Here is a 12,994-nt window from a genome sequence, read left to right as displayed (position 1 = left end):
CCCGGACTCAGCCCGTCCGGGCGGAGAAGCCCGGGTGGGCCTGCTGCCCGCCCTGCCCCTTTCGGAGCAACCGGGCGACGAGGACGTCGAGCGGCAACTCCCGGTGGAAGACGAAGTCCAGCAGCATGGGGAGGTTGACGCCGGTGATGCAGGCGGCATCCCGGTTCTCCCTCACATGCCTGAGGCCTGCCACGGCGCAGCTTCCTCCGGCGAGGTCGACGAAGAGGAGGGTCCCGTCGCTCCCGACCGCCTCCCGGATGGCCTCGCGCAGCGCATCCGGCCCCAGCCCTTCGTTACTCACGGGTCGCAGCGCGTCAGTCACCCCGCTGATCGTCTCCACCGCGGCCACCAGGGCGGGAGCCAGTTCCGCGTGCGCCACGACCACGCCCCGGACGCCCTCACTCATCGTCGGACTCGAGGTAGTCCTGCACCGGCCGCATGCGCTCGATGAGATCCCGTTCGAAGGCCGTCGCCGGGTCTTCCCCCGAGTACCGGAGGAGGTGGTTCATCGCCACCACCTCGGCGATGACCGTGATGTTCTTGCCCGGATTCAGAGGGATCCGGATTCTCGGCAGCTTCACACCCAGGATCTCGCACTCCTCCGTCTCGAGACCCGTCCGGTCGTAGTCGTCGCGCGCGCCCCAGACCTCGAGTTCAACCACGACTTCGATCCGCTTCTGCTGCCGCACCGCGCGGATCCCGAACATCGCCCTCACATCGATGATCCCGACCCCGCGGATCTCCATGTGATGCCGCTGGTGTTCGTGGGCCCGCCCGAGGAGGATGTCGCTCTGCCGTCGATGGACGAGGATGAGGTCGTCGGCGACGAGCCGGTGCCCGCGCTCGACGAGGTCGAGAACGCACTCGCTCTTCCCGCTGCCGGATGGGCCCGTGAAGAGAAGGCCGATCCCGTACACGTCGGCGAGTGACCCGTGGATGGAGGTCCGGGGCGCGAACTCCTCCTCGAGGTAGGGCTGCAGCCGCCGATAGAAGTCACCGGTCTTGAGCGGCGTCTCCAGGAGCGTGACCCCCGCGGAATCGGCCGCCGCCAGCAGCTGTCGCGGCGGTTCCTGGCTCTTGGTGACGAAGGCGCACGGCACGCCGGAGCGGAAGACGAACTCGAGCGCGGAGGCGCGCTCGGACCCGGTCAAACTGTTGAGATAGGCGATCTCGGTCTGGCCGAAGATCTGGACGCGCTTCGCGACGAAGCGCTTGGTGTATCCGGCCAGCGCCAGCCCCGGCGAAGAGACCTCCGGTACGCGGATCTCCCGTTCCAGCCCGGACTCCCCCGCGAGGACCGCGAGGGAAAAGGCCTCCTTCTTGCGCCGCAGGAGCGACGCCACCGTGAGCGTCACCCGGTCGCGCCATCGCCGTCGAACGGATCGCCGAAGAGTTCGTCCAGGGGGGGGGCCGCGTGTTCACGGTACCGGTCGTGATTGCGGCGCAACTGGTTGCCGAGCTTCTCCGTGAGCCGGTCCAGCGCCGTGCGCGGATCCGGCCCCTCGGCCTCGCCGTGCACGGGCCGTGCACGGTCGACGCTGACCACGGCCGCGGCCCGCACCGACAGCTTCTCGCGTGTGAACACGATTTCGGCTCTCGAGGCGCGCGGCTCGAAACGCTCCAGGCGCTGGAAGCGCGCCTCGATGACGTCGCGAAGGTCCGACACATCCGTGTTGCGCGCGGTGATGATGGTTTTCATCGATCCTCATCAAGGTTGTCGATTGTGTGGTAAAGGTGCGCTTCGGTCTCGTCCGCTGCACGGGACCACGAGAAACGGGCGGCGTGCGCGATGCCACCCTTCCCCAGCCGGTCGCGCGTGGCCGGGTCCCCCAGAACCCGCAGGAGCGCCTGCGTCCACGACTCGACGTCTCCGTGCCGCGCGAGGAGTCCCGATCTTCCCTCGTCGACGGACTCGCGCAACCCCTGTGAATCGCTCGCGATCACCGGCGTCCCGCAGGCGGCGGCTTCCACATTGGTCATCCCCCACCCTTCCTTCGGCGAAGGATAGACCACGGCCCACGCCCGGCGTAGCCAGCCCACCTTCTCCTCCTCCGAGACGTACCCCAAAAGGCGCACGTCCTTCCCCGGCTTCCCCGGCGAGTAACGGGCCGCGAGTCGCCGGAGTCGGGCCTCGTCGCTGCCGCGCCCGACGATCACGAGCTTGACCCCGGGGATCCGCTGCCGCAGCCGGGGGAGGACATCGAACAGGATGTCGAGGCCCTTGTATCGCTTCAGACGTCCCACATAGAGCAGCGTCGGCTCCTCCGCACGATCCCGCGGGGTCCCGGGACGATACGTGTCGTGGTCCATGCCGGGGGGGATGACGGTGATGTCGCGCGCGAGGAGGCCGCGCTTCGTGAGATCGAGCGCGGTGCTCTCGGAGATGGCCTGGAAGGGACAACGCCGGTAGACGCGCGGGATCGCGCGCTCCGCCGCCCACACCGCCGCCGCAACGGGAAAACGCGCCTCCGCGAAGGCGGTCGCACCGAAGAGATGCGGGACGAGGGCGACCACGGGCACGCCGGCCCACAGCGGCGAATAGAGCGGAATCTTGTTGATATCCTCGACCACGAGGTCCGGCGCGAAGCTCCGTACGGTGCGGACGGCCGCGCTCCGGGCCCGCGCCGCGTAGCTGTACCGGCCCCCGACGCGCTCGACTTCGATTCCGTCCAGCCTCGCGAAGCGTGGCGCCCCGAGCCACCCGCCGACGACGGCGCGCACCTCGTGCCCCCGATCCGCGAGGCGGCCGTAGACCTCGTGCAGGTGGAGTTCGGCTCCTCCAGCCTCCGGGTTCTCCCGATCCTGCCAGTTGAGGAGGAGGATCCGGAGCGGTCGAGCCCCGGGGTCGCTCAGGGCTCGACCTCTCCCGCCTTCAGGACCGCGTCGAGGACCCCGTTCAGGAAACGGGGGCTGCCGGGGCTCCCGTACCGGTGCGCCAGCTTCAGGGCCTCGTGGATCGTCACCCTGGGCGGCACATCGTCGAACCAGCGCAGTTCGGCGATCCCGATGCGAAGGATGTTTCGATCGATGGCGTGCAGGCGTTCGAGTCGCCAGTTGGAGGCGTGCCGCACGATCGCGGCGTCGATCTCGGCGAGGTTGCGGCCCACCGTATCGAGCAGGCGCTCGACATGGGGCCGGTAGCGCTCTGACATCGTGCGGTGCGCCAGCGTCCGCTGCGCGTACGCCAGCGGCGTCCCGTCGCCGCCGAGTTCCCAGGCGTAGAGCAGGTTCAGCGTCCAGCTGCGCGACCGCGAGCGGACGTGTGTACGGGCGGGGCGCGTCATGCGTTCAGCCGCCCGCGGAGAGCGGCCATCTCCAGCGCCGCCCGGGCCGCATCCACGCCCGCGTTCCCGAGTTCGCCGCCGGCTCGGGCCAGCGCCTGCTCGATGTTGTCCGGCGTGAGGACGCCGAAGCCCACCGGGACGCCCGTGTCCAGTTGCACGCGCGCGAGGCCGTCGGCGGCCCCCCGGCTCACGTGGTCGAAATGCGCCGTCTCGCCGCGAATCACGCAGCCCAGCGCCACGATCGCGTCATAGCCCCGCGCGGCCGCTTCGCGAGCGGCGAGGGGCAGTTCCCACGCCCCCGGCACGAACACGGTGTCGAGGTGTTCCGCAGCCACGCCGCCCTCGACGAGGGTCCGCGCCGCGCCTTCCAGCAATCGTTCGGTCACCGCGGAGTTGAAGCGGCTCACGATGACGCAGACCCGCCGTCCGGCACCGTCGACCGCCGGGTCGCCGGGGGGAGCGTCCGACTTCGTCCTCACGCGGACCCGGAGAGGTGTCCCAGCTTCTTGCGCTTGGCCTCGAGATAGGGGATCACGCGGTCGTCGACGGGGCCGAGGTCCAGAGGGATGCGGTCGCTGATCACGAGACCGAAGCCCTCCAATCCGGCCAGCTTCTTGGGGTTGTTCGTCATGATCCGAATCGAATGAAGGCCGAGATCGGCGAGGATCTGCGCGCCGATGCCGTAGTTGCGGAGATCGGGCGGGAAGCCGAGGGCCTCGTTCGCCTCGACCGTGTCGTGCCCCTCGTCCTGCAATTCGTAGGCCCGGAGCTTGTTCAGCAGCCCGATCCCCCGTCCTTCCTGGTCCAGGTAGACGATGACCCCCGCTCCGCATTCGACCACCAGGCGCATCGCGGCTTCGAGCTGACCTCCGCAGTCGCAGCGGCGGGAGTGGAAGACGTCCCCCGTGAGACACCGGGAGTGGACGCGAACGGGCACGTCCGCCTTCCCCGCCACGTCGCCGCGGATGAGCGCGACATGCTCCCGTTCATCGACATCGTTCGCGTACCCCACGATCCGGAAGTCCCCCCACGGCGTGGGGAGTTCGGCTTCCGCGATGCGCCTCACGAGGCTCTCCGTGCGCAGCCGGTGCGAGACGATGCCGGCGACCGTGATGAACGGGATATCGTGCCCGGCCGAGAACGCCTCGAGCTCCGGGCGGCGCGCCATCGTTCCGTCGGCGTTCAGGATCTCGCAGATGACGCCCGCCGGCGTGAGCCCGGCGAGTCGCGCCAGATCGACCGAGGCCTCGGTCTGGCCGACCCGCTGCAGCACGCCCCCGGGCTTGGCCCGCAGGGGGAAGATGTGACCCGGCCGGATGAGATCGGAGGGGCGGGTCTTCGGATCCACCGCGACGCGGATCGTCCGGGCCCGATCCTGGGCCGAGATCCCCGTCGAAACCCCGAAATCCTGCCGCGCATCGATCGATACGGTGAACGCGGTCTTGTTCGGGTCGGTGAGCTTGGCGTTCGTCATGAGCGGGAGGTCGAGCCGGTCGGCGATCTCCTCCGGCAGGGTGAGGCAGATCAGCCCCCGCCCGTGCGTGCACATGAAGTTGATCGTCTCGGGCGTGGCCGATTCCGCCGCGCAGACGAGGTCGCCTTCATTCTCGCGATCCTCGTCATCGGCGATGATGACCATTCCCCCGCTGCGAATGCGTGCGATCGCAGCTTCCACGGTGTCTGTAGGCATATCCGTCAGCCGAAGTCAGTGTTTCGGGTTCATGCGAAGTGGCGCCCGGCCTCAACCCTCCGCCGGCGTCGAGTACGGGCGGACGGCGCGAGCGACGTACTTGCCGATCAGGTCCGCCTCCACGTTGACCCGCGCGCCGGGAGTGAGGCGCCCCAGAGTGGTGTGGGTCCATGTATAAGGGATGATCGCGAATCGCGCGATGGCGCCCGCGAGGCGGTTCACCGTCAGACTCACCCCGTCGATCGCGAACGAGCCCTGCGGTACGGTCACGGTTTCGATCCCGCCGGGGAGGGTGATCTCCAGACTCCCGGATGAACCCTCCCACGAGGCCGCAGCGACCGTTCCGACGCCGTCGACATGTCCCTGCACGAAATGGCCGCCCAGCGGGTCTCCGGCCCGCAGCGCGGGCTCCAGGTTCACGGCGTCGCCGACCCGCCAGTCGCCGATCGTCGTCCGCGCCAGCGTGGCTTCCACCACATCGACGCCGAACGCTTCATCGCGGGGGTGGATGTCGACCACCGTCGTGCAGACGCCCGCCAGGGAAACGGAGTCGCCCGGCTCCAGTCCGTCGAGGAAGGGGACGCGGGCGATCGTCAGCCGCAGGCCGTCCGCCCGCTGCTCCCGGTCCGCCACCTCGCCGACCGCCTGCACGATGCCGGTGAACACTTGCCTCGACCGCTCAGAGCCGGCGCAGTACTTCGTCGAGTCGCCGGTGCTCGAACACGATCCGGGTGTCCTGCCCCAGCGATTCGCGCTGGACCGGACGCCAATCGCCCGGCGACGAGGGGCCGAGCCCCGGAAACGCGGGTACCCCTCCATCCCCGAAGAAGACGGGGGCCAGGAAGGCGTGGATTCTCTGGACGTGGCCCCTGCGCAGCGTCGCCGCGGCGACCTGCCCCCCACCCTCGATGAGGACGGAGAGGACGCCGCGCATGGCGAGTTCGTTCCAGACCGCGCTCACGCTCAGGGAGTGCTCGTCGCGCCGCGGCACTCCAATCACCTCGGCGCCCGCGTCCCGGAGCGGCGCCGCCCGCTCCTCGAAGCCCTCCGCCGCGGCATCCGCGAACACCCACACGGGCGCCTGTTCGACGGTGCGCACGAGCTGGCTTCGCGTATCCAGTTTGAGGGTCGTATCCAGCACCGCCCGCACGGGGGGGACTCGCGGCTGCTCCTCTCCCCGGGCCGTGAGGAGAGGGTCGTCGACCGCCACCGTCCTGCGCCCGATGAGGATCGCATCGTGGCAGGCCCGCAGGCGGTGAACTTCGTCGAGCGCCCGTATCCCGGTCACGGGGGTTCGGACGCGCTCCGCCCCGAGCTTCGCGTCGAGAGAGAGCGCGAGTTTCAGCGACGCGAAGGGAACCCACTCCTGGTGGAACCAGAGGAATGGCGCGTTCAGCCGCTTGGCTGCGGTGCCCTCGATTCCGATCTCGACATCGAGACCCGCCTGCCGCAGTACCTCCGCCCCGTGGCGGGCCTCCGGATTGGGATCGCGGCAGGCGATCACCACGCGCCGGATGCCGGATCGGATGATCGCGGCGGTGCACGGCGGCGTTTGCCCCGTGTGGCGGCACGGTTCGAGGCTCACGTACAGCGTCGCGCCCGCGGCGCGAGCGCCCGCCTCCCGCAACGCGACGACCTCCGCGTGATCGCCGCCGTACTCGCTGTGCCAGCCGGTCCCGAGGACCTGCTTCCCCCGCGCCACGACCGCCCCGACGAGGGGGTTGGGCGACACCCGGCCCAGCCCCCTGCGGGCCAGGGCCAACGCCTCGCGTATATGCCGGACATCCTCGGTGCGGCTGGGCGGGGCACCTGCGATCGGGTCGAATCCGCGCACGGTCACACCCCCTCCAGCCGGACCCTTCCCGTGCCCTCGACGAGTTCGCCGCATACGAACGCGTCGCAGCCCGAGGCGCGCGCCTGGTCCAGCACGGGCCCCACATCTCCGGCCCCGACGATGGCGATCATGCCGACGCCCATGTTGAAGATCCGGAAGAGTTCCGCCTCGTCCGCGAGGCTCTCGCGCGCGATGACCTCGAACTCGTGGGGTCGCCGCCACGCGTCCGTACGCACGACCGCGTCCAGGTCCCCGCCGATCACCCGGTCCAGGTTGCCGGGAATCCCGCCGCCCGTGATGTGGGCCAGGGCCCGAATCCGGCCCGCGTCGAGGCTCGGTGCGAGGATCGGGAGATAGCTCCGATGGGGGCGAAGCAGGACCTCGGACACCGACGCCTCGCTCCCGGGGAAGGGGTCGTGCACTCCGAGCCCGAGCCGTCCGAAGAAGAGCGCGCGTACGAAGCTGTAGCCGTTGGTGTGAACCCCGCTCGAAGCGAGTCCGATGAGGCGATCGCCGGCCGAGAGCTCCCGTCGGGTGAGTTCCGGCCAGGCGACTTCGCCGACGATGAACCCGGCGAGGTCGTACTCGCCCTCGGCGTAGAAGTCCGGCATCTCCGCCGTCTCGCCGCCGAGCAGCGCGCACCCGTTCTCGCGGCAGGCCTCCGCGAGGCCGGTCACGACACTCGTGACGGTGTCCGGATCCAGGACGCCGCAGGCGACGTAGTCGAGGAAGACCAGGGGCCGGGCTCCTTCGACGAGGATGTCGTTGACGCAATGGTTCACAAGATCCGCGCCCACCGTATCGTGGCGGTCCGCCATGAACGCGATCTTGAGCTTCGTCCCCACGCCATCGGCGCTCGCGACCAGCTCCCGGCCCGGCGTCGCGCGGAAGCGCCCTCCGAACGAACCGAAATCCGAACTCACCGCGTCGGTCCGGGTGCGGCGCACGAGTTCGGAGAGGCGCGCCTTCGTCGTGCGCGCCGCTTCGAGGTCCACCCCCGCGTCGCGGTACGTCAAACCGTCCTTCATGTCTCCACCCGTCGAGCCGGCATGTCGAATGTCGTCATCTCCCGGAAGCTTCGCACCCGCTCCTCCACCTCGGCCGCGGTGAGCCGCGCAATCCGGCCCGCCCCGAAGGCTTCGCACGCGAAGGAACCGAGGGCACACCCGTACACGATCGCACGGCGCAATTCCGAATCCGTAACTGATCGGCAACGGGCCAGATACCCGAGCAGCCCGCCCGCGAACGCGTCACCGGCCCCCGTGGGGTCGACCACGTCCTCGAGCGGGAAGCCGGGGCCGAGAAACATGTCGTCGCCGGAGAAGAGGACGGCGCCGTGCTCGCCCTTCTTGATCACGACGTGCCGCGGCCCCCGCCGCTGGATCCAGCGTGCCGCGCGGGTGAGGTTCGGCTCCGCGGAGAGTTGCCGCGCCTCTTCGTCGTTCAGGGTGAGGAGATCGATCTTCGAGATGACCTCCCGCAGCCGCTCCGGCGCCCGCTCGATCCAGTAGTTCATCGTGTCGCACGCGACGAGCCGCGGCGCGGCGAGCTGGTCGAGCACGCTCAGTTGGAGCGCGGGGTCGATCGCGCCGAGAAACGCCCAGCCGGCACCCCTGAACGACGCCGGGAGGGTGGGCTCGAACTCCGAGAACACACCCAGTTCGGTATATGCGGTATCCCGCGTCTTCATGTCCCGGTGGTAGACGCCGCCCCAGCGGAAGCTCCGGCCCGGCCGGCGCTCGAGACCCGTCAGGTCGGTCCCCCGTCTCCGGAGGAACTCGAGTTCCGCGGTCGGATAGTCGTCTCCGATGACCCCGACCAGCTGGACCGGGGCGAAGAGCGACGCCGCGGCGCTGAAGTTCACGGCGGTGCCCCCGACCACTTCGCGGCGGTGCCCGATCGGCGTCGTGATCTCGTCGAGCGCCACGCTTCCGACCACGAGGATCGGTGCCGGCCCGACGTGGACGCCGTTCCCCGCACTCTCCACGGCCGTCACGCCGCCGCCCGCGAGAGCGCCTCGGGGGCCGACAGGCCCAGCGCACGAAGACCGTTCCGAAGCGTGATCTGCACCGCGCGAGCGAGCCGGATCCGGGCGGACCGCTCCCGCACGTCGGCCAGGATCCGGAGCTGCGGGTCCAGGTTGCCCTGGTGATACCACGCGTTGACCAGCCCGGCGGTCTCCTCCAGGTAGGCGCACACCGTGTGAGGAGCCCGACTCTCCGCGGCCGCCGAGATGACGTCCGGAAGCCGGAGGACCGCCATGGCCACGCCACGCTCCGCGCCGGTCCCCGGGGCCGTCGGCGCTTCGAAGTCGGCTCCCACATCCTCGGGGCGCATCCCCGCCTTCCTGAACACGCTGCACATGCGGGCGTGCGCGTACTGGACCTTGTACACGGGGTTCGCGTCGGACGTGTCGAGGGCCAGATCGAGGTCGAAGTTGAGGTGTACCTCGGGGCGTCGCATGAGGAAGAAGTACCGCGCGACGTCGGGCCCGGTCTCGTCGACCAGCTCGCCGAGCGTGACGAAACGGCCGGCCCGCTTGCTCATCCGGACCTCCTTCCCGCCACGCGTGATCGTGACCAGCTGGATGATGAGCACCTCGAGCAGGTCCGCGCGCTCCAGCCCCCCGAGCGCCGCCAGCATGCGCTTCTCGTGCCCCTGGTGGTCGGCGCCCCACACGTCGATGGCGAGATCGAAGCCGCGGCTCGCCTTGTCCAGATGGTACGCCAGGTCCGGCAGGAAGTAGGTGAAGGAGCCATCGTTCTTGATCAGGACGCGGTCCTTCTCGTCGCCGAAATCCGAGGTCCGGAGCCAGGTCGCCCCCTCCTCCCGGTACGTCAGACCCCGCGCCGCCAGGCGTTCTAGGAGGCGGCCGATCGCGCCGGAGTCGTACAGCGACCGCTCGGAGAAGAAGAGGTCCATCTCGACGCCGAACCCGGACAGGTCCCGCGCCTGCTGCTCACGGAGGAGCCGCACCGCGTCCTGCCGGAAGCGGGCCCGGCGGCCTTCCGGCTCGAGCGAGGCGAGGACGTCGACGCCGGCCGTGTCGCGGATCTGCTCGGCGACCTCCCTCACGTACTCGCCGTGATACCCGCCCTCGGGGACGGACGCCGAACGGCCGGCCGACTCCTCGTAGCGGGCTTCGACGGACTCCGCCAGCAGTTCGATCTGCCGCCCGGCGTCGTTGATGTAGAACTCCCGCGTCACCTCGTGACCCGTCCATTCGAGGAGAGAAGCCACCGCGTCGCCGAGGGCGGCGCCGCGGCCGTGCGCCACGTGCAGGGGACCCGTCGGGTTGGCCGAGACGAACTCGACGTTCACGCGCCGGGGCGGGACGGCCCGACTTCGGCCCCAACGCGTATCGGCCTCCAGGATGGCCGCCAGCCGGGGCCAGATCGATTGGTCCGAGAGCCGGAAGTTGAGGAAACCGGGGCCGGCGACCTCGGCCGTCTCGATCCCGGCCGCATCCCGGTCGATCACCTCGCACACGCGCTCCGCCAGGCTGCGGGGTGGCTGACCGAGCCGCCGCCCGAGGACGAGGGCGGCGTTGGACGCCCAGTCCCCGCGGGACGGATCCCGCGGCCGCTCGAGGGTCGGCGAGAAGCCCTCCGGGGCTCCGGCCGCGGCGAGCGCGGACTCCAGCGCCGCGGAGAGGCGGGCGAACGCGGCGTCGTGTGTCACGAGGCGGCGCCCCGGTCGCGCCGTGGCTTCGTGTCGGTGCTGCCGCCCTCGGCCTTGCCACTGCCGTCGCCCCCGGCCGCACCGGACTTCGACGCTCCATCGCCAGCGTCGGCCGGGGCCTCCGATCCGGATTTCTTCTCGTCTCCACTCTCCGGCCGGCGGTAGTCCGTGGCGTAGAATCCGGGCCCCTTGAAGACGATCCCGCCCCCGGCGGAGATGAGACGCTCGACCCGCCGCTCACCGCAGGACGGACACACGCGGATGGGCTCGTCCGACATGCGCTGGAATCTCTCGAACGCATGGCGGCAACCCCGGCATCGATATTCGTACGTCGGCATTCAGCGTCCCCGGATCGGAGTTTCGAAGCCTGGCGGCGCGTCCGCCCGTCAGCCCGGCCGGTACTCTCCCCACACATCGCGGAGAGCGTGGCTGATCTCGCCCAGAGTGACCCGGCGCCGGACGGCGTCGATCAGGACGGGGAGCAGGTTAGCATCCCCGGCCGCGGTTCGCCGGATCCGGGCCAGCGACGCCTCGACGTCCGGGGCGTCGCGGGCGGCCTTGAGCCCGGCCAGCCTCCGACGCTGTTCCTCCGCGAGGCGGGCGTAGTCGGGCGGCGTCGGGGTCTCGACGGGCACGGGATCGTCGTGGACGTTCACGCCCACGACCTCGAGGTCCCCGCGCTCGATCGCCCGCTGATGCCGGTAGGCGGCCCGATGGATCTCGTCCTGCATGTAGTCGATCGCCCGGACGGCACCGCCCAGTTCGTCGATCCGCGCGATGTACTTCCGGGCCCGCGCCTCGAGCGCGTCGGTGAGCGACTCGACGAAATACGAGCCTCCCAACGGGTCGACGGTATCGCCGACGCCGGTCTCCGCGGCCAGGACCTGCTGCGTGCGGAGCGCGAGACGCGCCGCCTCCGCGCCCGGCAGCGAGAGCGCCTCGTCGTAGCTGTTCGCGTGCAACGACTGCGCGCCGCCGAGCACGGCGGAGAGCGCCTGGAGCGCGACCCGAACGACGTTGTTGAGGGGCTGCTGCGCGGTCAGGGAAGACCCCGCGGTCTGCGCGTGGAAGCGCAGCCGACAGCTCTCGTCCGCCGCACCGAAGCGGTCCCGCATCAATCGTGCCCACATGCGCCGCGCGGCCCGGAACTTCGCGGCCTCCTCGAAGAAGAGCCGGTCCGCCGAGAAGAAGAAGCTGAGCCCGGGGGCAAAATCGTCCACGTCGAGGCCGCTTTCGACCGCGCGCCTCACATACTCGATCCCGTTCGCGAGCGTGAACGCGAGTTCCTGGGCCGCGGTGGCTCCGGCCTCCCGGATGTGATATCCGCTGATCGACACGGAGCGCCAGCGAGGCATCTCCGCCGCGCAGAAGTCGAACACGTCCGTCACGAACCGGAGGCTCGGCTCCACCGGATAGATGTAGGTTCCGCGGGCGATGAACTCCTTCAGGACGTCATTCTGGACGGTTCCCCGCAGGTCGGCGCGCGCGATGCCGCGTTCCTCCGCCACGCCGGCATACATCGCCAGGAGAAGCGGCGCCGTGGCGTTGATCGTCATCGAGGTCGACACCGTGGCGAGCGGGATTTCCTCGAACAGCCGGTGCATGTCCTCGATCGAATCGATCGCCACGCCGACGCGCCCGACTTCGCCCCGTACCTTCGGGTCGTCGGAGTCGTATCCCATTTGCGTCGGCAGGTCGAAGGCGACCGAAAGCCCGGTCTGGCCGGAGTCGAGCAGATAGCGGAAGCGGCGGTTCGTCTCGCCGGCCGTTCCGAACCCGGCGTATTGGCGCATGGTCCAGAGCCGACCCCGGTACATCGTCGGGTAGACGCCGCGCGTATAGGGAAACTCGCCGGGGCAGGACCGGTCGGACGTCGCCCCTTCCCCGTCGTAGACGGACTCGACCTCGATGCCGCTCGAGGTCGTGAACGACGATCGCCGCTCCGGGCGCTTCGACACGTGCGGCCCGAGGGTCTCGCGCTGCCAGCGATCTCGCTCGCTCATGCGCTCTCCGTCGCGAGCGTAACGAGGCGCTGATCGCGGTCCACGATGTCTCCGGGGCGCACGGCGATCTCCCCCACGGTGCCCGGATCCTCCGCACGCAGTTCGTTCTCCATCTTCATGGCCTCGATCACGACCAACGGGTCTCCCGGCTCGACGTGCTCTCCGGGCTCAACGAGCACACGGACGACCAGTCCCGCCATCGGCGCGCGCATCTCACGCGGCCCGCCCTCGCCGCCGGACCGGCCGGTCAGCTTGCGGATCGCCCGGGTGCGCTCGTCCTCGACCGCGACATCGAACGTCCGGCCGCGTATGGTCAGCCGCCACCCCTCTCCCGTCCGGCGTGCGAACACCCGGTGGTTCGCGACGTCCAGAACCAGATGCAGCTCGCCCGCGGCGAGGCGGGTCAGTTCGGCTTCCGGCTCCCACGCGCCCATCCGCACGCCGGAGGCCAGGCGCTCGACCTCGAAGTTCTCGCCGCCCACCTCGACGTGGTACTTCACGG

Annotated in this window: 15 protein-coding genes; all 15 read right to left on the bottom strand. The window is 70.2% G+C overall.

What is annotated here, in order from left to right:
- Positions 1–7: 7 nt before the first annotated feature.
- The 15 genes from ACOOHF_RS14035 to ACOOHF_RS13965 are packed head-to-tail and all read right to left on the bottom strand — an operon-like array spanning position 8 to position 12,992.
- Positions 8–406: a PTS sugar transporter subunit IIA gene (locus ACOOHF_RS14035; RefSeq protein WP_419935451.1), complete on the bottom strand. Its 399-nt coding sequence runs from the start codon at positions 404–406 to the stop codon at positions 8–10.
- Positions 399–1,355, bottom strand: coding sequence for an HPr(Ser) kinase/phosphatase (gene hprK, locus ACOOHF_RS14030; RefSeq protein WP_419935450.1), 957 nt, complete (start codon positions 1,353–1,355; stop codon positions 399–401). Before hprK ends, ACOOHF_RS14035 begins: the two co-directional genes overlap by 8 nt.
- A complete protein-coding gene (gene hpf, locus ACOOHF_RS14025; RefSeq protein ID WP_419935449.1) occupies positions 1,352–1,699 on the bottom strand; it encodes a ribosome hibernation-promoting factor, HPF/YfiA family in 348 nt (115 codons plus the stop codon). The genes hprK and hpf overlap by 4 nt, the downstream gene beginning before the upstream one ends.
- On the bottom strand, positions 1,696–2,823 hold the full coding sequence (locus tag ACOOHF_RS14020) for a glycosyltransferase family 4 protein (RefSeq protein WP_420464377.1): 1,128 nt from the start codon (positions 2,821–2,823) through the stop codon (positions 1,696–1,698). Before ACOOHF_RS14020 ends, hpf begins: the two co-directional genes overlap by 4 nt.
- Before the next feature lie 26 nt (positions 2,824–2,849).
- Positions 2,850–3,284 carry a transcription antitermination factor NusB gene (nusB, locus tag ACOOHF_RS14015; RefSeq protein WP_419935448.1) on the bottom strand — a complete coding sequence of 145 codons (435 nt, stop codon included), beginning with the start codon at positions 3,282–3,284 and terminating at the stop codon, positions 2,850–2,852.
- Positions 3,281–3,763: a 6,7-dimethyl-8-ribityllumazine synthase gene (gene ribH / locus ACOOHF_RS14010; protein ID WP_419935447.1), complete on the bottom strand. Its 483-nt coding sequence runs from the start codon at positions 3,761–3,763 to the stop codon at positions 3,281–3,283. The genes nusB and ribH overlap by 4 nt, the downstream gene beginning before the upstream one ends.
- A complete protein-coding gene (locus ACOOHF_RS14005) occupies positions 3,760–4,974 on the bottom strand; it encodes a bifunctional 3,4-dihydroxy-2-butanone-4-phosphate synthase/GTP cyclohydrolase II (RefSeq protein ID WP_419935446.1) in 1,215 nt (404 codons plus the stop codon). The genes ribH and ACOOHF_RS14005 overlap by 4 nt, the downstream gene beginning before the upstream one ends.
- A gap of 51 nt (positions 4,975–5,025) precedes the next feature.
- Positions 5,026–5,640 carry a riboflavin synthase gene (locus ACOOHF_RS14000; RefSeq protein ID WP_420462151.1) on the bottom strand — a complete coding sequence of 205 codons (615 nt, stop codon included), beginning with the start codon at positions 5,638–5,640 and terminating at the stop codon, positions 5,026–5,028.
- 13 nt (positions 5,641–5,653) lie between these two features.
- On the bottom strand, positions 5,654–6,814 hold the full coding sequence (ribD, locus tag ACOOHF_RS13995) for a bifunctional diaminohydroxyphosphoribosylaminopyrimidine deaminase/5-amino-6-(5-phosphoribosylamino)uracil reductase RibD (protein ID WP_419935444.1): 1,161 nt from the start codon (positions 6,812–6,814) through the stop codon (positions 5,654–5,656).
- Entirely contained in the window at positions 6,811–7,836 is a 1,026-nt protein-coding gene (purM, locus tag ACOOHF_RS13990; RefSeq protein ID WP_420462150.1) for a phosphoribosylformylglycinamidine cyclo-ligase, read from the bottom strand. The genes ribD and purM overlap by 4 nt, the downstream gene beginning before the upstream one ends.
- Positions 7,833–8,804: a PfkB family carbohydrate kinase gene (locus ACOOHF_RS13985; protein ID WP_420462149.1), complete on the bottom strand. Its 972-nt coding sequence runs from the start codon at positions 8,802–8,804 to the stop codon at positions 7,833–7,835. The genes purM and ACOOHF_RS13985 overlap by 4 nt, the downstream gene beginning before the upstream one ends.
- Positions 8,801–10,489: an arginine--tRNA ligase gene (gene argS / locus ACOOHF_RS13980; protein ID WP_420462148.1), complete on the bottom strand. Its 1,689-nt coding sequence runs from the start codon at positions 10,487–10,489 to the stop codon at positions 8,801–8,803. The genes ACOOHF_RS13985 and argS overlap by 4 nt, the downstream gene beginning before the upstream one ends.
- Complete coding sequence (locus ACOOHF_RS13975) at positions 10,486–10,827, bottom strand: FmdB family zinc ribbon protein (protein WP_420462147.1); 342 nt, start codon at positions 10,825–10,827, stop codon at positions 10,486–10,488. The genes argS and ACOOHF_RS13975 overlap by 4 nt, the downstream gene beginning before the upstream one ends.
- Before the next feature lie 48 nt (positions 10,828–10,875).
- On the bottom strand, positions 10,876–12,492 hold the full coding sequence (locus tag ACOOHF_RS13970) for an acyl-CoA mutase large subunit family protein (RefSeq protein WP_420462146.1): 1,617 nt from the start codon (positions 12,490–12,492) through the stop codon (positions 10,876–10,878).
- The gene (locus tag ACOOHF_RS13965; RefSeq protein WP_419935438.1) at positions 12,489–12,992 is read right to left on the bottom strand and encodes an acetyl-CoA carboxylase biotin carboxyl carrier protein subunit; all 504 of its coding nucleotides are present in this window, start codon (positions 12,990–12,992) and stop codon (positions 12,489–12,491) included. The genes ACOOHF_RS13970 and ACOOHF_RS13965 overlap by 4 nt, the downstream gene beginning before the upstream one ends.
- Positions 12,993–12,994: the final 2 nt, after the last annotated feature.

The organism is Candidatus Palauibacter sp. (genome assembly GCF_965216145.1).
GTDB lineage: Bacteria > Gemmatimonadota > Gemmatimonadetes > Palauibacterales > Palauibacteraceae > Palauibacter.
This window is presented reverse-complemented; position numbering and strand designations above follow the sequence as displayed.